Source organism: Streptomyces sp. ICC4 (assembly GCF_003287915.1).
GTDB classification, from domain to species: domain Bacteria; phylum Actinomycetota; class Actinomycetes; order Streptomycetales; family Streptomycetaceae; genus Streptomyces; species Streptomyces tritrimontium.
This window is the reverse complement of the sequence record NZ_CP030286.1, coordinates 5,457,985-5,476,841: the sequence shown is the minus strand read 5'-3', so window position 1 is coordinate 5,476,841 and position 18,857 is coordinate 5,457,985. Positions and strand designations below refer to the sequence as shown.

18 protein-coding genes are annotated in these 18,857 nt (G+C 70.8%); 13 read left to right on the top strand and 5 right to left on the bottom strand.

What is annotated here, in order from left to right:
- Positions 1–305: 305 nt before the first annotated feature.
- From DRB89_RS25565 to DRB89_RS25550, 4 genes are all read left to right on the top strand, one after another.
- Positions 306–1,361 (top strand): hypothetical protein, encoded by a 1,056-nt coding sequence (locus tag DRB89_RS25565; RefSeq protein WP_239516337.1) that lies wholly within the window; start codon positions 306–308, stop codon positions 1,359–1,361.
- A complete protein-coding gene (locus DRB89_RS25560; RefSeq protein WP_112448171.1) occupies positions 1,361–1,564 on the top strand; it encodes a hypothetical protein in 204 nt (67 codons plus the stop codon). Before DRB89_RS25565 ends, DRB89_RS25560 begins: the two co-directional genes overlap by 1 nt.
- A 211-nt stretch (positions 1,565–1,775) precedes the next feature.
- Positions 1,776–2,000, top strand: coding sequence for a hypothetical protein (locus tag DRB89_RS25555; protein WP_112448172.1), 225 nt, complete (start codon positions 1,776–1,778; stop codon positions 1,998–2,000).
- A gap of 2 nt (positions 2,001–2,002) precedes the next feature.
- Positions 2,003–2,701 (top strand): hypothetical protein, encoded by a 699-nt coding sequence (locus DRB89_RS25550; protein ID WP_239516336.1) that lies wholly within the window; start codon positions 2,003–2,005, stop codon positions 2,699–2,701.
- A gap of 119 nt (positions 2,702–2,820) precedes the next feature.
- On the opposite strand, the gene DRB89_RS25545 is transcribed toward DRB89_RS25550, so the two are convergent.
- The gene (locus tag DRB89_RS25545; protein WP_162688720.1) at positions 2,821–3,360 is read right to left on the bottom strand and encodes a hypothetical protein; all 540 of its coding nucleotides are present in this window, start codon (positions 3,358–3,360) and stop codon (positions 2,821–2,823) included.
- A 180-nt stretch (positions 3,361–3,540) separates the two neighbouring features.
- Here DRB89_RS25545 and DRB89_RS43140 point away from each other — a divergent pair, with 180 nt between their 5' ends.
- Together DRB89_RS43140 and DRB89_RS25540 are read left to right on the top strand one after the other, a co-directional pair.
- Complete coding sequence (locus DRB89_RS43140; RefSeq protein ID WP_162688719.1) at positions 3,541–3,981, top strand: hypothetical protein; 441 nt, start codon at positions 3,541–3,543, stop codon at positions 3,979–3,981.
- Between the two features lie 150 nt (positions 3,982–4,131).
- Positions 4,132–4,524 carry a lipocalin/fatty-acid binding family protein gene (locus tag DRB89_RS25540; RefSeq protein ID WP_162688718.1) on the top strand — a complete coding sequence of 131 codons (393 nt, stop codon included), beginning with the start codon at positions 4,132–4,134 and terminating at the stop codon, positions 4,522–4,524.
- 82 nt (positions 4,525–4,606) lie between these two features.
- Here the strand turns inward: DRB89_RS25540 and DRB89_RS25535 are convergent, their stop codons facing one another.
- The 3 genes from DRB89_RS25535 to DRB89_RS25525 all read right to left on the bottom strand — a co-directional run bounded on the left by DRB89_RS25535 (position 4,607) and on the right by DRB89_RS25525 (position 7,588).
- Complete coding sequence (locus DRB89_RS25535) at positions 4,607–5,497, bottom strand: recombinase family protein (RefSeq protein ID WP_204357685.1); 891 nt, start codon at positions 5,495–5,497, stop codon at positions 4,607–4,609.
- Between the two features lie 112 nt (positions 5,498–5,609).
- The gene (locus DRB89_RS43135; RefSeq protein ID WP_162688717.1) at positions 5,610–6,359 is read right to left on the bottom strand and encodes a hypothetical protein; all 750 of its coding nucleotides are present in this window, start codon (positions 6,357–6,359) and stop codon (positions 5,610–5,612) included.
- A gap of 665 nt (positions 6,360–7,024) precedes the next feature.
- Positions 7,025–7,588: a Ku protein gene (locus tag DRB89_RS25525; RefSeq protein WP_239516335.1), complete on the bottom strand. Its 564-nt coding sequence runs from the start codon at positions 7,586–7,588 to the stop codon at positions 7,025–7,027.
- A gap of 86 nt (positions 7,589–7,674) precedes the next feature.
- Between DRB89_RS25525 and DRB89_RS46045 the strand changes: the two genes are divergently transcribed.
- From DRB89_RS46045 to DRB89_RS25500, 5 genes are all read left to right on the top strand, one after another.
- Entirely contained in the window at positions 7,675–9,069 is a 1,395-nt protein-coding gene (locus DRB89_RS46045; RefSeq protein WP_112448178.1) for a hypothetical protein, read from the top strand.
- Positions 9,070–9,452: 383 nt separating this feature from the next.
- The gene (locus tag DRB89_RS25515) at positions 9,453–9,809 is read left to right on the top strand and encodes a hypothetical protein (RefSeq protein WP_112463425.1); all 357 of its coding nucleotides are present in this window, start codon (positions 9,453–9,455) and stop codon (positions 9,807–9,809) included.
- Between the two features lie 117 nt (positions 9,810–9,926).
- A complete protein-coding gene (locus DRB89_RS25510; RefSeq protein ID WP_112450345.1) occupies positions 9,927–11,660 on the top strand; it encodes a serine/threonine-protein kinase in 1,734 nt (577 codons plus the stop codon).
- Between the two features lie 99 nt (positions 11,661–11,759).
- A complete protein-coding gene (locus tag DRB89_RS25505) occupies positions 11,760–13,388 on the top strand; it encodes a succinic semialdehyde dehydrogenase (protein ID WP_112463424.1) in 1,629 nt (542 codons plus the stop codon).
- A gap of 65 nt (positions 13,389–13,453) precedes the next feature.
- Entirely contained in the window at positions 13,454–15,247 is a 1,794-nt protein-coding gene (locus DRB89_RS25500) for a GMC family oxidoreductase (protein ID WP_204357808.1), read from the top strand.
- Positions 15,248–15,676: 429 nt separating this feature from the next.
- Here the strand turns inward: DRB89_RS25500 and DRB89_RS25495 are convergent, their stop codons facing one another.
- A complete protein-coding gene (locus tag DRB89_RS25495; protein WP_112453673.1) occupies positions 15,677–15,967 on the bottom strand; it encodes a chorismate mutase in 291 nt (96 codons plus the stop codon).
- Between the two features lie 306 nt (positions 15,968–16,273).
- On the opposite strand from DRB89_RS25495, the gene guaA reads away from it, so the two are divergent.
- Positions 16,274–17,860, top strand: coding sequence for a glutamine-hydrolyzing GMP synthase (gene guaA / locus DRB89_RS25490; protein ID WP_112450342.1), 1,587 nt, complete (start codon positions 16,274–16,276; stop codon positions 17,858–17,860).
- A gap of 138 nt (positions 17,861–17,998) precedes the next feature.
- The gene (locus DRB89_RS25485; RefSeq protein WP_112450341.1) at positions 17,999–18,766 is read left to right on the top strand and encodes a class II aldolase/adducin family protein; all 768 of its coding nucleotides are present in this window, start codon (positions 17,999–18,001) and stop codon (positions 18,764–18,766) included.
- Positions 18,767–18,857: the final 91 nt, after the last annotated feature.

Sequence of the window (18,857 nt, the reverse complement as noted above, 5' to 3'; positions counted from 1 at the left end):
CTCCCCTTTGCGGCTCCGTCTCGCTGTCCCTCGTCCGAGCGGCCCTTCGTGCGTTCTGGCCTCGGCGTCGGCCGGGGCCGATATCGTGCTGTGCACGGCCCCTCGCACGGGCCCAAGCCAAGCCTCAGCCCATGACTGGGAGCTATCTGAGGCGGAGGTGCCAGAACCCTCACGGGTTCCAGAGCATCAGTGCGGAGAGCACCACCACGTTCGTCACGAACAACTTCCGTGTGCCCGCAGTCGAGTCCATCTCGCGCGTGCATCGGGTCATGGGTAACCGCTGCACGCCATCGAGGAGAACTCCCGTGGTCAAGTCGCACGGCAAGAAGCAGCGCGCGAAGAACCGATCGCGCCGTAGCGGAGCCGCCCACGCGTCGGCGGCCGCCAACACCCTCCATCAGCACGAGCCGCTGCCGGACATGGCGATCCTCGAAGGCCTCCCGCACCACGCCGGGCGGGAACTCGACACCGAACTCGCCGCCCGTCTCGTCGCCGCCTGCCGGGGCCGCTGCCTGCCCTGTCAGCGGACGCTGGCCCGGAAGCTCCGCACCGAGCAGCGGCCGACCCTCGTCGCGCTCGCCGCGGCGGTCTACGGCACGCTGCCCTCCCCGGGGTTCGTCGCCTCCGCCACCACCCAGGCGTGGGCGCCGCTCGCCCGGGCCGGGAAGACGGACCCGGCCGCGGCCGCCGAAGCGCTGGCCGCCGTGGAGGCGATGGACGACGCGTCCGCCTCCGACCTCCTGGAGGACACCCTCGACCACTGGGCGGCGGGCGGGGCCAACCCGGACGAGATCGCCGACATGATCAAGGTGGTCCGCGACGCGCCGCCGCGCCAGCGGCCGGCCGACCCCATGGACGCCTTCCGCAACGCCGGGGTGCAGGTCATCACCCTGGACGAGCTCACTGCCCCCGACGGCATCGACCTCTACCACCTGTCCCCGAACTACGGCGTGACACTGGTGAAGACGAACACGCCGGACGGGCAGCCGATGCCGATGCTCGTGCTGTACCCGGAGACCGAGGACGCCGGGATCGAGGACCTGGAGGCCCGCACCGACTGGGAGCACTGGGGCCTGCACGGGATGCCGGACATGGACCCGAACTGGCGGGTGCGCGCCCGGATCTCCGACCGGTCCCTGCGCGGCCTCGTCCACGTCGGCCCGGACGGCGAGAACGACCACGAGCTGTGGCGAGCCGCCGAGACCGTCAGCCTGCCGGCGAACTGGTGGGACCTCCTCGACCGCGCCCAGCACGTCCTGGTCGCCGGCCCCGTGCAGAAGCCCGAGGATCCCGGCGCCTTGAAGGACGCGGGCGACGCGGGCGAGCTCCTGGCCGTCGTCGCACGCGTGGAGTTCCACTGATGCCCGGGCGCGCCCGCCGCCAACGGCCCGAGCGCCTTCACCTGCCCGGGATTGCGGACATCCGGATCATGGCCGACGAGGCCACCACCCGCGCCGTGCTGGACGTCCTGGAGACCAGCTTCCGGTGCACCACCGGCCGCCCGTACGACGGCGGCCGGACCTACCTGCAGCTGGACACCGGCTGCACCGACCCGGACGTCTGAACGTGCCTCGGTCGAGGGCCCAAATCTGAAACCCGCCCTCAGCCGGGGCGTACAGGCCCCGGTGCTCCCCGGCGCGTACGGACCTCCGCCACGACGATGCCGCTTCGCGCCGGGGAGTGCCGGGGGAGCGGGGGTCTGGGGGCCGGCGAAGGCCACCAGCACCCACCGGTCCCTGCCCACGACGCCCTGTCCGAGCAGAAAGCCGAACTCCATGAGCAGCAGTACCGATCCCCTCATCCACGTCGCCGACGTCCTGCGGGCCTGGGCGGCGACCGACCTCACCGACGGCAGCAAGGCCATGGTCGTTGAGGTCGTCTTGGCCGACGGCAGCAGCGCCAACCTCGCCATGTCGCACGTCGTCGCCGCCCGTCTCTGGGGCGCCCTCAACGGCCGCGACGTCACCCTGCTCGACCCGCCTCCGACCACATGGAGCTGACCATGCGTACCGACAACCACGAGTCCGCCGCCGAGACGGACACCGCCGACCTGATGGCGGGCAAGCAGATCACCCTGGACGAGCTGGCCACGGAGCTGTCGGCGATCGACCTCAGGCTCCGGCAGCTGGCCCGGGCCGCTGAGGTTCCGGACACCCCGGTGGAGCTCGCGGACGTCATCGAGTCCCTGCGCTCCAGTGCCTCGACCGTGCGGGAGACCGGGGAGCGGATGGGCTTCCTCTCCCGGATCGTCGCCGGTGACGTACCGCTCGCGCTCGCCTTCCCCGGTGGTGACCCGTGGGGAGTGGCAGCGCGCGGGACGGACCGCCAGGACTACGGCGGCCCCGCGATCATCCCGACCGTGTGGCAGCTGGTCCGGCTCGCGCAGGACGGCAGGCTCGCCTCCGCCGGCGGCCGGGAGACGACCACGTACCCGGAGGCGATGACCGGGATCGGCATCGGCTGGGAGAGCAAGGCGGCCGCCGCCCGGCGCCGTCGCGAGCGGGACGCCGCGGTGGCCGTCGAGGTGCTCCGGCTGCCGTGCGAGAAGTGCGGGGCTGCCGACGGCCAGCAGTGCAAGACGGCCAAGGGATGGCCCGCCGACAAGGCCCACGTAAGCCGCCAGCGGGAGGCCGAGGCGGCCGTCGACGAGCGCCTGGGCTACCTCGGCGACAACCCCGTCGCCGTACCCGAAGCCCGATAGTCCACCAGCAGCCCAGGTCACGAAACCACAGACGGGCCCTTGTAAGACCTGTTGCCCCCAACAGGTCTAATGAGGGCCCGTCATCGTGCCGCGCCAGGCCGGAGCTGAGGGGGGAGGCGCTACCGGCCGGCTTCGGGATTGGTGCCGGGCTCGAACTCGACCGCCTCGCCCTGACGGTGCTGGCGGAAGCCCATGAGGATCATCCGGGTGGCCTGAGTGAGCTGCTTGGGACCGATCCACTCACGCAGCCCCTTCCAGTCGTCGGCGTCGACGAGCGCGCGGCACTGCGGACAGGCGTAGAAGCGGTCACCGGAGAGCCAGGTACCGCCCGCGCCGCCGAGGCCGAACTCGGTGACCTCGTAGTAGACGACGGGACCGACCCCCGCGCAGAAGTCACAGATGAGGGCGCCGTCCGGGGCGGCGCTGACGGAGAGCGGTTCCATTGTCTTGCCGCGGCGGTGCGCCGTGTCCCGCTGCTCAACGGCGTCGAGCATCTGGTCGGTGAGCCGAGTCAGCGTTTCGCCGCCCTCCGCTCGCCCGTACGCCAGGAGCCGCGCTGCCTCATCCTCGTCGCCGGCCCCACGGGCGGCATGGATCCGCTGGACCAGGGTGTAGAGCCACGGGCCGTCGGACGGGTCGAGATCAAGGCGTTCAGTCACGGTCCCCACTATCTCCGACTCTCTGCCGCCCCCACCGCCCTCTCTTGGGCAGAGATGCGGCCGTCCGAGTGACCTGACCGGCCAGGGCCCCCGCGGTCGTTGGTCTGCCCGGTGTATCGAAGGACCCGTACAGCTGCTACTTGGACGACGTCCTCGCCGACTCGGAGGCCAGACAGCACCATGCGGATCTACGAGGAGGCTGCCTTCCAGGCGTGGAAGGCAGCCGAGGTGGAAGCCGACCGCCAGCGCGGCGTCGTCGTGCCGCTGAACGAGTTGCCGGGGTACGTGCGAGGACGCGCGCTCCTGGAAGAGGCAGCACAGCTGATCGGTGACCCAACGGCTCCTGACGGGCTCGCCCGAGTCAAGACGACCATGCGGCAGGCACTCGCCGTTCTGCCTCAGTCACGTCCCGACAACGACTGCTACACCGGCCGCTACCGGGCCGGCCTCAACCGTTTGTCCGCAAACACGCCGCCCGGCGTCTGCCGGGTTCTGACCTGCGGGCGGTGTGCCCCGCTCCGGGAAGCTGAGCGGTGCGAGAAGGCCAACTCCTCCTCCGTCGCCGCGCCGCGACCTCCGTGGTGGGGGCCCTTTCCCAATCTGCGGGTGACCGGCCAGTAGCGACTTGGCGATGAGCGCCAGCCAGTGGGCGAGTACCGGTGATCTTGCCCGCTGTCGAACTCCCGGTGCGAGCATGGCCACACCGTTCCGGGAGTACCCGGCCGGCAACTGATGTGCGCCCAAGGGCGCTTCGACTCCCAGGAGGCCCTCATGGGCATCGCCGGTACCTACGAGATGACCAGCAGCGACAACTATGAGGACTACCTCAAGGCCACCGGGGTGGGCATGGCTACCCGCAAGCTCGCTGCCTCCTCAAAGCCCACCGTGACCATCACCGAGGACGGCGACAACTACCGCATGAAGACCGTCACCACCTTCAAGACCATCGACCTCGCCTTCAAGATTGGCGAGGAGTTCGTCGAGGAGACCGACGACGGCCGGAAGGCGAACACCACCATCACCCGTGACGGCGACAAGCTCGTCCAGGTGCAGAAGCTCGACACCCTCAGCACCCGCATCACGCGCACCTTCATCGACAACGGCCTGATCGCCGTCTTCGCGGTCGGCGACGTCGTCTCCAACCGGAGCTACAAGCGCATCTGAACCCTTCGACGGGCGTCGCGGTCCTGCTATACGCAGCGGTACCCGGGAGAGACCGCCTCCGAGAGCAGGAGTACGAGGCGCCTCACGGTTGCGCCTCCGGCTCAGCGCTGGCGGCCACCTGCTCGTCGTGGTCCCGGAGCATTCGCAGGACGGTGGCCGGGCTGGGGTGCTGCCCCTTCTTCTTGCCCGTGGTGATGACGAGCCGGGGGGCCATTTCGCGCAGGCTCAGCGTCTCGGTGTCTCGCAGGTGCAGGGCCATGGCGAGCATCGTGGGGTCGGACACCCGTGCGCCGCCGATCGTCTTGCCACGCCGGCGGGCAGACTCCTGGCCGTCCAGCGTCTTCTCCCGGATGTATTCGCGCTCCATACCGGACAGGGCGGCCAGTACCGCGAACACCGGGCCGTGTGGGTCGTGGGAGCCCTGCAGCTCACCGGTCAGGAACTCCAGCTCCACGTCGTGCTCTCGCAGCCGCACGGCCAGGGTCACCAGGTCGTGCCCGCGGCCGAGCCGCTTGTGCTCGTGGATGACGAGGGTGACGCGGACGCCGACGGCACGCAGCTCGCACGCGAGGGCGATGGCCTTCTCCAGCTCCGGGCGGTCCTTCACGCGCGTGCTGATCTTCTCGGAGAACACCCGGGTGATCCCGGCATCGGCGAACGCGTCGAGCTGGGTGTCCAGCGACTGGCGGGCGGTCGAGGCGCGGGCGTACGCGATGCGGACGTGCCCGTTCGCATCGCTCGCGGCCGCAGCGGCGGGGCGCGGGAGCTCCTGCCACTTCGCCCCCGGCTTGCGCACGGCGGGCGTCGGGATGTTCAGCTGAGCCTTGAGGCTCGGCACGAGCCGGAAGCGGGCCGTGTGGTACTGCACGGCCACCTTTCCGACCGTGGTGCGGCAGGGCGAACCCGCCGGAGCTCCGCAGCTGGACATCGGGCAGTCGTGCGCTTCCACCAGCTTGTGAGGGTCGATGCTCATGACCCCATCGTTTCATGTGTGTGTTTCAGAACGCAAGACAAAAGAAACGACACATGAAACAGAGTTCTCCCTGATCACTGCCCGCCGGGATGGATGTTGCATGAGGGACCACCTATGAAACGGCAGGAGATGATGCTGCGGCAGGTGCCGCCCTCGGCCCGGAAGCGCGGACCAGGCGGGCAACGCGGCGCTCCCTCGCCCGCGCTACCCTCGCGTCGCCGGCTGCCCACATCAGGCGGTCACCGACTCGCTGGGCGTCCATTTCTTCGGGAAGAAAGTCAGCGAGGCGGAAGGCCAGGTCGTAGCAGAACGCATCCTTAGGAATCGTCTGGCCCGACAGGTACCTCGCCACAGCCCGAGACCTTGGTCCGAAGAGAAGCCACATCTCGTCTTCCAGCCCAGTCATCTCGATCAAGTGCTTCAGCTGAGCAATGAAGCTTCGCTGCTCAGCGGGGAGACTAATGACCACGGGGGTCGCCTTGGACGTCCGGCTCCTCTTCACCCAGACCTCGCTGGCCACGCGGTAATGCCTCACCCGCCACTCCTTTGCCAGTCGATGCCCGTCGTGCTCCGCTGGGAGCCGGTACAGCCACCCCCAGCCAGGATCGGCGTAGCGGTTATGCGCCCCCGATTCCTCTGAAGGATCGCCAGCCCACCAACGGAGCAGGGTGGCAAGCGTCGACTCGGTCGGCAGCCGGGTGCCTGCAAGTGCTGCGTAGAGAGCGGCTCTGGAGGCAACCGTCTCCTCGTGCCCCGCGATCCAGCCGATCGACACCTTCCCCACACCGAGCTCGCGAAGGTCATACGCGAACGCCTGAAGAGGGCCGTCTTGGGGGTTCGGAATCCGCGGACGCGCTGGCATATGCCAATCCCCTCACTCCGTACTGTCAGCGATGTCTCGCGACATCCTTCTATAGATACCGCCCACTGAGAGTCGTCAGTAAGGTTCGTCGAAGCGAAGAGAGCAGCCGCTAGGTAGAACGGAGTTGACACGTTCCCGTAGCGGCACCGCGCCAACGGGCTCTCGGCGCGCAGCAGTCCAAGATCGGTCTCGCGTAAGGAGGCAAAAAACTGCGGCCCCCCGCGCCAACGGGAGGCCGCACAGCAGTCCGATGGGTCTGCACTGCAGTCAAGAAGCACGCCAGCACTTCTCACAGTTTGGAGAGAACCATCAGTTCCAACCCCGAGACTACGGGGCGGCTTGCCCTGCCGTCGAGCCGAGAATGGCGATGGAAGTCGTCATGGTCGGCCCTCCGTGCCTTCTTTTCCAGGCATCGAGCCTTGAGCGCACTGCTCGGCACCGTCGTACTGGGTCTGATCGGTGGGGCCTGCCGCGTCCTCGGCGAGGACTTCGCTGAGCGGATCCTGATATGGATCAGCAGCTAGATCGAATGGCCTGATCACGGGGCAATCAGGCGGCCAGCCTCACATCGCGCCGCCCTTCCAGTCGAACTGGCAGGGCGGCGCGATCGTGTTGGGTGCTGCCCTGCCAGTCCGACTGGGGCGGCGCTCGCTCCGTACGCATCCTCAGGCGCTACGGGGCTTTCGGGCCGAAGCCTTCTTGACTGGGCCCTTCGACTTGGCCGCGGGCTTCTTCGCGGGAAGGTCGTGGACGGTGGCGCCCGAGCCACCGGCGCCCACGGCCTTCACCTCGCTGACGGAACGTTCCAGCATGGCCATGAGGTCGACGACCTGTGCGGAGGCCGGCTGGGGGGCTTCCACTACCTCGGGGCGGGAGCCAGCGGCTTTGGTCGCGATCACCTTTTCCAGTGCCGCTTGGTACTCGTCCCGCAGCTCGCTCACGTCCACACCCGTCAACGTTTCGGCGAGCGCGACCGCAGCATCGACCTCCGCCTCGGACACCGCTGCGTCTGGGACGTCGACCTGGGAGGCGGACCCGATCTCGTCTGGCCACCGCAGGCCGTGCAACACGATCACCTTGTCCAGGACTCGAAGGAGGCCGAGTCGCTCGCGGTCCCGCATCGCGAACTTGGCGACCGCGACCTTGCTGCTGCGCCCGAGTGCCTGACGCAGGAGCTCGTACGCGACCTGCCGAGGCCTGTCGGTGAACTTGGCCGGAAACGGCTGCACGAATAGCGTTTCCGAGCATGTATAAGGGATACAGGTTCAGTGATGCACGAAGCGTGCAGCACTCGCAGTGAAACGAGGAGTCAGCCTTGAGTCACGTTCTTCCGCTCGCCAACGGACTGCGCACCGACCACCCGGTGCCGGGCCTGCCCTTCATCGACGACTCCCACATCCCGCTCGACGACGGACCGGAGGCCATCGAGGCCGTCGGCCGCAACAAGGGCGAGGGCATGTGGGGCCGCTTCGACAAGAACCGCTCCGACGGTGGCTGGCGTGCCTTCACCACCGACCCGCTCGACCACACGCTCGGCTGGGCGGTGCGCTACCACCCCGAACACGGCCGGACCGTGCTCCTGCTCCACGACGGTGACACCTCCGGCCTGCACACCCAGTGGGACGGCGAGCCGCTGCTGTTCCGCGCCGGCGGCTACTGGTGGAACGGCACCACGTGGTACCGGCCCGGCCAGGTCTGGGACCCGGTCGCGCAGGACTACGAGCAGCGCAAGGCCCGCATGGCCGTCACCGTCACCGCGACCGACATGCTCGACGGCCGCGCCAACCCGACGCGGGCGTACGTCGGCAAGGTGGCCACCTTCGAGCCGGACGCCACGCGCCCGGACAACTGGCTCGACCACCTCGCCCTGTGGGCCGCCCGCCGCCAGGAGCAGGGCGGCGCCCTGCCGCTGGACCAGTGCGTGGTCGACATCTCCAGCCCCGAACTGACCGGAGCGCAGCTGATTGGCGCCCCGGAGATGGCCGAGCTGGGCGGCATCACCGCCTCGACGCTGCGGGCCTACATCTCGCGCGGCAACAGCGAGGTCCCGCGTCCGCAGGCGATCGTAGGCGGCCGCGACCAGTGGGCCCGCGCGGTGGCCGACGACTGGGTGGAGTCCCGCCAGCGGTCCTACGAGGGGGTCGGGGCCGCGATGTCCGCCGGCGACCGCGACGCCCTCTCGCCCGGCGCGGCCGAGGTCCGTGACCGGTTCACCGCCGACTTCCAGCACGCCCTGTTCGACCGGCCCGACATGCGCAAGCGGTGGGTGCTGCGGCACCGCAACAAGGAGTCCGTCGCCCAGATCGCAAGCGAGCTCGCCTGGTCGGTGGGCGCCGGCCTTGATCAGATCGTCCCCACCGAGCACCTCGGACGCACCGTGCGGGCCGCGGTACTGCACGACTTCGCGGAGACCGTCGAGATGTTCGCCGACACCGAAGGAGACAAGGACAGCGAGGCGCCCCCGGAGTGGTGGCACCTCAACCTGACGCCGTCGGTGGCCAAGATGCTCGACTGGTACATCCGGTGCTTCCCCGGCGAGGCGTACAGCACAATCGGCGAGATCCAGCGCCAGGCCCACACGACGTGGAACATGCCGGCGGCGGACACCCTCCACGGCCTGCGGTCGGCGCTCTCCCTGGACGGAGAACTGACAGAGCAGCAGCGCACGACGTACTTCGCCCTGCTCGAACCGCACGGCGACGTCGACTAACTGGGCCTCGCCCACGATGCAGAGCGGCCGGAGCCAATGTCAGTGGCTCCGGCCGCTCTTCGCGTGACTGTAACCCGGACAGCGTCCCGGGCCCGCCTGCCCTCGGGAGCGGCCGCTGTCTGGACAGCGCACCTCCAGAGCCCCCGGACAGCCGTCGCCCTGGGAGACACGCCGCCGCCCGACTTCTCCTCGCCCACCCCGTTCCTGTCTCCTGGGCTCAGAAATGTGTATACGAGCCAGCCGTCAGCCCGCCCGAGTCCAAGCCCGCCGCCCAGACCAAGGCCCCCGCCCCGGCCGGGTACACCACCCAGCAGGACGCCGAGCACTTCGAGATCAACGTCCCGAACGGCTGGAACCGGCGCGGGATCAACGAGTCCGGCCAGGTGCGCTACACGGAGGGGGAGTTCGCCCTGACCGTCGTGCCCGGCCGGGACAAGGTCGAGGGCAACCCCGACCCGGCCACCTACCAGAAGGACAAGGAGCCCGAGCTGGCTCCGTACCGGTCCTCCACCTGGTCCAGCGTCGGCGACATCAAGTCCACCAAGGTCGGCAACCAGCTCCGCGTCACCGGCCGGTACACGTGGATCGACGGCAACGGGCGCTCGGTCGTGGCGCGCAACTTCGTGGTCGCGCTGGGCGGCTCGTACCACGTCGTCCTGGTCACCGGCCCGCTCGACCAGGAAAGCAAGGTCACCGAGGCTTTCGAGCAGGCAACGGCCAGTTACAAGACGGGCGGCTGACGGACCCTTAGTACGGCAATTGCGTCACAGTGCTGCCCAACGGCCTCCGGGAGGTTCCGGCAGTGCCCGCGGAATCCGTAGTCTGGCCGGAAGTGCACAGAGCGGCGGCGGGGATTCGTGGAACAGCAGACAGGCGCGGGTGCGGTGCTCGCGGGCCGGTACCGGCTGGTGGAGTCCATCGGCAGAGGCGGCATGGGCAAGGTGTGGCGCGCGCACGACGAGCTGCTGCACAGGACCGTCGCCGTCAAGGAGCTGACGGCCGGCCTGTACGTCGCCCAGGCCGACCGCGACGTCATGCACGCGCGGACGCAGAAGGAAGCCCGGGCTGCGGCCCGGATCCAGCATCCGGCGGTCGTCACCGTCCACGACGTCCTGGAGCACGACGACCGGCCGTGGATCGTCATGGAGTACATCGACGGCCCCTCCCTCGCGGACGCGGCGAAGACGGCCGGCCGGATCGAGCCCCGCGAGGCGGCCCGGATCGGGCTGCACGTGCTCGGCGCGCTGCGCGCCGCGCACGCGGTCGGCGTACTGCACCGGGACGTGAAGCCGGGCAACGTGATGCTCGCCAAGGACGGGCGCGTGATGCTCGCGGACTTCGGCATCGCCGCGATCGAGGGCGACTCCTCCATCACGCGCACGGGCGAACTCGTGGGCTCCATCGACTATCTCGCCCCCGAGCGGGTCACGGGCGGTCCCCCCGACCCGTCCTCCGACCTGTGGTCGCTCGGCGCGACGCTCTACACGGCGGTCGAGGCCCGTTCGCCGTTCCGCCGCACGTCGCCCATCTCCAGCCTCCAGGCCGTGGTGAACGACGAGCCGCCCCCGCCGACCCACGCGGGCGCGCTGGCCCCGGTGATCACGGCGCTGCTGCGCAAGGACCCGGCGCAGCGGCCGTCGGCCGTCGAGGCCGAGCAGATGCTGCTGGAGGCGATGGAGGGCCGGGAGCCGAAGGCGGCGCACGCGTACGTACCGACGCGCGCGCTGGGCTTCGGTGATCTGTCCTCCGCCCGCAACGAGCCGTCGGACACGGCCGCGCTGCCCTCGGAGCCGGAGCCGGAGCCGGGACACGGGCACGGGCCGGGACACGGGCACGGGCCGGGACACGGGCACGGGCCGGGACACGGGCAGGGGAACGGCACGGCCGGCGGGCCGGACGCGGGCCGGACCCTGGCGGCCGGGCCGGCGGCCTCCGCCGATCCCGCCCGCGGCCGCGTCAGGCGCGCGGCGGTCGTCGCCCTGGTGGCGGCGCTGATCGGCGGCGGCGGGGTGTTCGGGGTCCTGAAGTACACCGATGACGCGAGCGCCGAGGGCGCGAAGGGCTCGGACAAGACGACCGGTGCGCCCGACGCCTCGGCCGGGACCGGGGACGCCAAGGGGCAGAAGGAAGCGGTCGCGCCGGCCGGCTGGCGCAAGGTCGTCGATCCGGAGGGCTTCACCCTCTTCGTGCCGAACGGCTGGACGCGCCGGGTGAACGGGACGCAGATCGACTACACGCCGGACGACGGCAGGCACTTCCTGCGGCTCGCGGTGAACAAGAAGCCGGAGTTCGAGAACCCGTACGCGCACATGCTGGACCTGGAGAAGCAGGTGGCCAAGCGCTCCGACTACGTGCGCCTGACGCTGCAGCCGAACACCTTCCGGGGGCAGGTCAAGGCCGCCCTGTGGGAGTTCAGCCTGACGGAGAAGGCGGGGGTGATCGCCGGGCCCCGGCGGGCCGTCGAGCAGATGTACTACGAGCGGGACGGCACCGAGTACGCGGTGTACATGTCGGGTCCGGCGGCGGATTGGGAGACGACCCGGTCGCAGTTCGACACCGTGCTCAGCGGCTGGCAGCCGGCGGCCGGCTGAGCCGTATCCCGCCATCCTGCCAGCGATCACTGGCGGAAATGGCAAAATCCGGTTACCGGCGGGTACCCAAAGCTCTCCGGGCGGAATACGCTCACGGCCATGACGGACACGCAGGCCCCGGCCCCCCTCCGCAGCGCCCCGCAGCCCACCAACCCGGTCGCCCCGGCCCCGGCAGGCGCCCGGAGCGCCGCCGACGTGGTGACCCCCGAACTGGTCGCCCGGCTGACCCGCGGCGTGTCCGGCTCCGGCCGCACCGCCAACCACAGCCCCTTCACCGGGGACAAGCTCGCGGACCTCCCCGAGGCCACCCCGCAGGACGTGGCCGAGGCCTTCGCCGCGGCCCGCGCCGCGCAGCCCGCCTGGGCCGCCGTGCCCGTCCGCGCGCGGGCGGCCGTACTGCTGCGCTTCCACGACCTGGTCCTCTCCCGGCAGGCCGAGGTGCTCGACCTGATCCAGCTGGAGACCGGCAAGGCCCGCCTGCACGCCCACGAAGAGGTCCAGGCCGTCTCGATCGCCGCCCGCCACTACGGCCGCAAGGCGCCCTCGTACCTGCGGGCCAAGGGGCACACGGGCGCCATGCCCACGCTCACCAAGGTCACCGAGCTGCGCCAGCCGCGCGGGGTCGTCGGCCAGATCGCCCCCTGGAACTACCCCCTCGAACTGTCCATCGGCGACGCCCTGCCCGCCTTCGTCGCCGGCAACGCCGTCGTGATGAAGCCCGACACCGAGACCGCGCTCACCGCCCTGTGGGCCCGCGACCTGATGATCGAGGCGGGTCTGCCGGCCGAGGTCTTCCAGATCGTCCTCGGCGAGGGCCCGGTCGTCGGCCCCGAGGTGGTCCGGCACGCCGACTACGTCTCCTTCACCGGCTCCACCCGCACCGGCCGCGAGGTCGCCCAGGGCGCGGCCGCCCGCCTGATCGGGGCCTCCCTCGAACTCGGCGGCAAGAACGCCATGCTCGTGCTGCGCGACGCCGACGTGGAGAAGGCCGCCGCCGGCGCCGTCCGCGCCTGCTTCTCCTCCGCGGGCCAGCTGTGCATCTCCATAGAGCGGCTGTACGTGCACGCCTCGATCGCGGACGAGTTCGTCTCCCGGTTCGTCGCCCGCACCAAGGCCATGCGCCTGGGCTCCTCCCTCGCCTACGGCGCCGACATGGGCTCCCTGGCCGGCGAGCGCCAGCTGGAGGCCGTGCAGCGGCACGTCGACGACGCCGTCGCCAAGGGCGCCACCCTCGTCACCGGCGGCGTGACCCGCCCCGACATCGGCCCGCTCTTCTACGAGCCGACCATCCTCGACGGGGTCGAGGCCGCGATGGCGGTGTGCGGGGAGGAGACCTTCGGACCGGTCGTCTCCATCTACCGCTTCACCGACGAGGACGAGGTCATCGAGGAGGCCAACGGGACCTCCTACGGCCTGAACTCCAGCGTGTGGACCAAGGACGCCCGCCGCGGCCACGCCGTCTCGGCCCGCCTGCGCACCGGCACCGTCAACATCAACGAGGGCTACGCGCCCGCCTACGGCAGCGCCCAGGCGCCCATGGGCGGCATGAAGGAGTCCGGGCTGGGCCGCCGGCACGGGTCCGAGGGCATCCTCAAGTACACCGAGGCCCAGACCGTCGCCCAGCAGCGGCTGCTGCCGATGGCGCCGTCGCTCGGCATGGACGACGAGAAGTACGCGGCGTTCATGACCCGCAGCCTCAAGGTCATGAAGGCCTTCCGACTCCGCTAATCCGCTAATCCGCCAGTCCGCTGGTTCGTCGGTCCGCCGGCTCGTTCCGTCTGGGAGGCACCGCAGTGTCGTACGACCACGCATACGACTACGACGTCATCGTCATCGGATCGGGCTTCGGGGGGTCGGTCTCGGCGCTGCGGCTCACCGAGAAGGGGTACCGGGTCGGCGTCCTGGAGGCGGGGCGCCGGTTCACCCGCGAGGCCCTGCCGAAGAACAGCTGGGACCTGCGCAACTACCTGTGGGCCCCGGCCGTCGGGCTGTACGGGATCCAGCGCATCCACCTGCTCGGCAATGTGATGGTCCTCGCCGGCGCGGGGGTGGGCGGCGGCTCGCTCAACTACGCCAACACCCTCTACGTGCCGCCCGCCGCCTTCTTCGAGGACCGGCAGTGGGCCTCCATCACGGACTGGCGGGACGAGCTCGCCCCGTACTACGACCAGGCCAAGCGGATGCTGGGGGTGCGCCTGAACCCGACGATGACCCCCTCCGACGTCCACCTGAAGGCCGCCGCCGCGCGGATGGGCGTCGAGGACTCCTTCCACATGGCCCCGGTCGGGGTCTTCTTCGGCGACGGCGACGACGCCGAGGGCCAGCCGAAGGTCCGGCCCGGGGACGAGGTCGCCGACCCGTACTTCGGCGGCGCCGGCCCCGCCCGCAAGGCCTGCACCGAGTGCGGGGAGTGCATGACCGGCTGCCGGCACGGCGCGAAGAACACCCTGAACGAGAACTACCTGCACCTCGCCGAGCGGGCCGGCGCCGTCATCCACCCCATGACCACGGTCACCGGCCTCTCCGAGCACCCCGAGGGCGGCCACCGCGTCCGCACGGTCCCCACCGACGGCCGCCGCCGCGGCAAGGCCAAGGTGCTGCGCGCCCGCCACGTGGTCGTCGCGGCCGGCACGTACGGCACCCAGACCCTGCTGCACACGATGAAGGACCTCGGCGAGCTGCCCCGCCTGTCGGACCGGCTCGGCGATCTGACCCGGACCAACTCCGAAGGCCTCGTAGGCGCTCAGACCGATGACCGCCGCTACCGCAAGCGGCACGGAAGCGACCGGCGGGCCGACTTCACCCGGGGCGTGGCCATCACCTCCTCCGTGCACCCCGACGCCGACACGCACATCGAGCCGGTGCGCTACGGCAAGGGGTCGAACGCGATGGGGTTCATGACGATCCTCCAGGTGCCGTACGCGAAGCACCGGGTCCGGGCCTGGTTCGGGCGGACCGCCCGGCACCCGGTGCAGCTGCTGCGCTCGCTGTCCAACCACCGCTGGTCGGAGCGCACCATCATCGGCCTGGTCATGCAGTCCCTCGACAACTCCCTGACCACCTACCGCAAGCCGGGCGGGGTGGGGAAGGGCCTGCTCACGGCCCGCCAGGGCCACGGCGCGCCCAACCCGGTGCAGATCGCCGAGGCCACGCGGGCGGCGACCCTGCTGGCGGAGGAGATCAACGGCTTCCCGGGCAGCAACATCGGCGAGCTGATGGGGACCCCGCTGACGGCCCACTTCCTCGGCGGCTGCCCGATCGGGGCCTCCCCCGAGGAGGGCGTGGTCGACCCGTACCACCGGCTCTACGGGCACCCGGGCATCTCGGTGGTGGACGGCTCGGCCGTCTCCGCGAACCTCGGGGTCAACCCGTCGCTGACGATCACGGCGCAGGCCGAGCGGGCGATGTCGTACTGGCCGAACAACGGCGAGAGCGACCCGCGCCCGGAGCAGGGAGAGGCCTACACCCGCCTGGCCGCGGTGGAGCCGGCCCGGCCGGCCGTCCCCAAGGAGGCCTTCGGGGCGCTGCGGCTGCCGTTCCTCGCGGTACCGGAGATTCCGCCGCGCGCGGCGCAGTCCGCCGAATGAGCGCGGCGGGTTCGGCGCTCCCCCTCCGAGCGCCGAACCCGCCGCGGTACCTAAGTGACAGGTGTTCGGCCCTGAAGGTTGTACCGGAATCCGATCCGCCGGTCTGTGGCATCCGTCACGTGCCGAAGCGCGCGGGACCGGAACCGAGGGGGCGCCGGGGCGAGGCGGCGCGGACACAAGAACGGCCGGCCCGGGGCGTCCCCTGGGCCGGCCGTCTTTATTGGGTGACCGGGCTGCTGTCCCCTGCCGTCCGGTCACGCGAAGGAGCGAGGTCCCACGGCGTGCGCTCCACGGGGCGCACACCTCATCGCTCCGGCGGAGCCACGCGTGGTGTCGCGGTCCCGCGCCTGGCTGGCACGGACATCCGCATCAACGAAGGGTCCCGGGGGCGGTCACGGCCCGGACGGGTGACGAACACGCGTCACGGCCTCACACCCGGCCCCGGCACAGCTCCAGCAGGGTCATGGCGAGCGAGGTGCCGGGCTTGCCGAGGGCGTCGCTCCAGTGACCCAGGACCTCCATCTCCCGGGACAGGTGCACGCGGCGCCCGCCCGAGCCGATGCGGGCCTCCTGGATGACGGCCGAGACGGCCATCCGTTCCTGGATCAGGCCGATGATCCGGTCGTCGAGGGCGTCGATCCGCTCGCGGGAGTCGGCGATCAGCAGCTCGGGGGCGGTGGCGGGGGCGCTGGCAGTGGCGGTGGCAGCGGCGGTGGTCATGGCGGTCATGGCGGGTCTCCTGTCGGGTGTGGCCCGGCAGGTCCGCGGAACGCCAGAGCGCCCCGGTCCTGTCGGACCGGGGCGCTCTGGGAAGTCAGCGGCTCAAGCGAGCATCACGAGGACCCATGGCGACCGGACCGGCCGGTGCCATAGGTAAAGAGGAAGCTCAGCTGCTTGCGCATGGAACGGATTATTACCCTCTGTCCCCCTCCGGGCCAACTGCATTCGGATGGTGAGACGAAGAGGGGTGTAGGTGCCCCGTTAGAATCGACAAAACAGCCACCTCTTCCGCCGGAAGGCCGCCCCGTGCCAGAAGCACCCTCCGCCGCCCACGACAGCGCCCCGGACACGGTTCTCGTCGTCGACTTCGGCGCCCAGTACGCCCAGCTCATCGCCCGCCGCGTCCGCGAGGCACGGGTCTACTCCGAGATCGTGTCCAGCTCGATGCCCGTGGCGGAGATGCTCGCCAAGAACCCCAAGGCGATCATCCTCTCCGGCGGCCCGTCCTCCGTCTACGACGAGGGCGCCCCCCAGCTCGACGGCGCGATCTTCGAGGCCGGCGTTCCCGTCTTCGGCATGTGCTACGGCTTCCAGCTGATGGCGGTCACCCTCGGCGGCACGGTCGACAACACCGGCGCCCGCGAGTACGGCCGCACCCCGCTGGCCGTCTCCAAGGCCGGCTCCACCCTCTTCGAGGGCACCCCCGAGAACCAGTCGGTGTGGATGTCCCACGGAGACGCCTGCTCCGCCGCGCCCGAGGGCTTCACCGTCACCGCGTCGACCGACGTCGTCCCGGTCGCCGCCTTCGAGAACGACGAGAAGAAGCTGTACGGCGTGCAGTACCACCCCGAGGTGATGCACTCCACGCACGGCCAGCAGATCCTGGAGCACTTCCTCTACCGCGGCGCGGGCCTCGCCCCCACCTGGACCACCGGCAACATCGTCGAGGAGCAGATCGCGGCCATCCGCGAGCAGGTCGGCGACAAGCGCGCCATCTGCGGCCTCTCCGGCGGCGTGGACTCGGCGGTCGCCGCGGCCCTCGTGCAGAAGGCCATCGGCTCGCAGCTGACCTGCGTCTACGTCGACCACGGCCTGATGCGCAAGGGCGAGACCGAGCAGGTCGAGAAGGACTTCGTCGCGGCCACCGGCGTCCAGCTGAAGGTCGTCGACGCGCAGGAGCGCTTCCTGAACGCGCTGGCCGGCGTCTCCGACCCGGAGACCAAGCGCAAGATCATCGGCCGCGAGTTCATCCGCGTCTTCGAGCAGGCGCAGCTCGAGATCCTCCAGGAGGACGGCCCGGCGGTCGCCTTCCTCGTCCAGGGCACCCTGTACCCGGACGTCGTCGAGTCCGGCGGCGGCACCGGCACCGCGAACATCAAGTCCCACCACAACGTGGGCGGGCTCCCCGACGACATCGAGTTCGAGCTCGTCGAGCCGCTGCGCCAGCTGTTCAAGGACGAGGTCCGGATGGTCGGCCAGGAGCTCGGCCTGCCCGCCGAGATCGTCCAGCGCCAGCCCTTCCCGGGCCCCGGCCTCGGCATCCGCATCGTCGGCGAGGTCACCAAGGAGCGTCTGGACCTGCTCCGCGAGGCCGACGCCATCGCCCGCCACGAGCTGACCGCGGCCGGCCTGGACCGCGAGATCTGGCAGTGCCCGGTCGTCCTGCTCGCGGACGTCCGCAGCGTCGGCGTCCAGGGCGACGGCCGCACCTACGGCCACCCGATCGTGCTGCGCCCCGTCTCCTCCGAGGACGCGATGACCGCGGACTGGACGCGCATGCCGTACGAGGTGCTCGCGCGGATCTCCACCCGCATCACCAACGAGGTCCCGGACGTCAACCGCGTGGTCCTGGACTGCACGAGCAAACCCCCGGGCACCATCGAGTGGGAGTAGTCCCACCCGACCGCCGGTAGCGGTTCCAGAAAGACGTGACGAGGCCGCCGCTCCCGCCCGGGAGCGGCGGCCTCGCCGCGTGTATGGCCTCTTCGCCCGGTCGCCGGTACCTTGCGCCGCGACCTTGAAGGAGGCGCCATGGCCGAGCAGCCCGTTCCCGCACCCGTGCCCGTCGAGCGGCTGGGCTTCGAGATGCCGCCCGTGTTCGCCACCGCCGCGGAGGAGCGCGCGCACCGCAAGCAGCGGCTCGCCGGGGCGTTGCGGCTGCTGGGGCGGCTCGGCTACGAGGACGGGGTGGGCGGCCACGTCAGCGCCCGGGACCCGGAGTTCGAGGACTGCTACTGGGTCAACCCCTTCGGCCGGGCCTTCGCCGCGCTCGGCCCCGAGGACCTGCTGCTGGTCGACGGGCAGGGGCGGGTCCGGCAGGGGGAGCGACGGGTCAACCAGCTGGCCTTCGCCGTGCACGCCGCCGTCCACCGGGCCCGGCCGCAGGTGGTGGCCGTCGTCCGCACGCAGGCCCCGTACGGCCGGGCGCTCGCCGCCCTCGGCGAGCTGATCGCCCCCGTCACCCAAGAGGCCTGCGCCTTCTACGAGGACCACGCGCTGCTCGACGAGTACGCGGGCGGCGAGGACGCCGAGCGGATCGCGGGCGCGCTGGGCCCCTACAAGGCGCTGGTCCTGCGCAACCAGGGGCTGCTGACCGTCGGGGACTCCGTGGACGCCGCGGCCTGGTGGTTCATCGCGGCGGAACGGGCCGCGCAGGTGCAGCTGATCGCCCGGGCGGCGGGCAAGGCGGTGCTCATCAGCCACCACAGCGCGGTCGCCACGCGCGAGCGGTTCGGGTCCGATCTGGCGGCCTGGGCGAACTGCCAGCCCCTGCTGGAAGCGGTGGCGTCAACATCATGAACGGTTAATCACCTGCTCTGACATCGTGCGCAATCCGGAGCACTGCCGCAGTGGTGCACAATTCGCTGGCATTGCACCGAAGTTCAGAGAG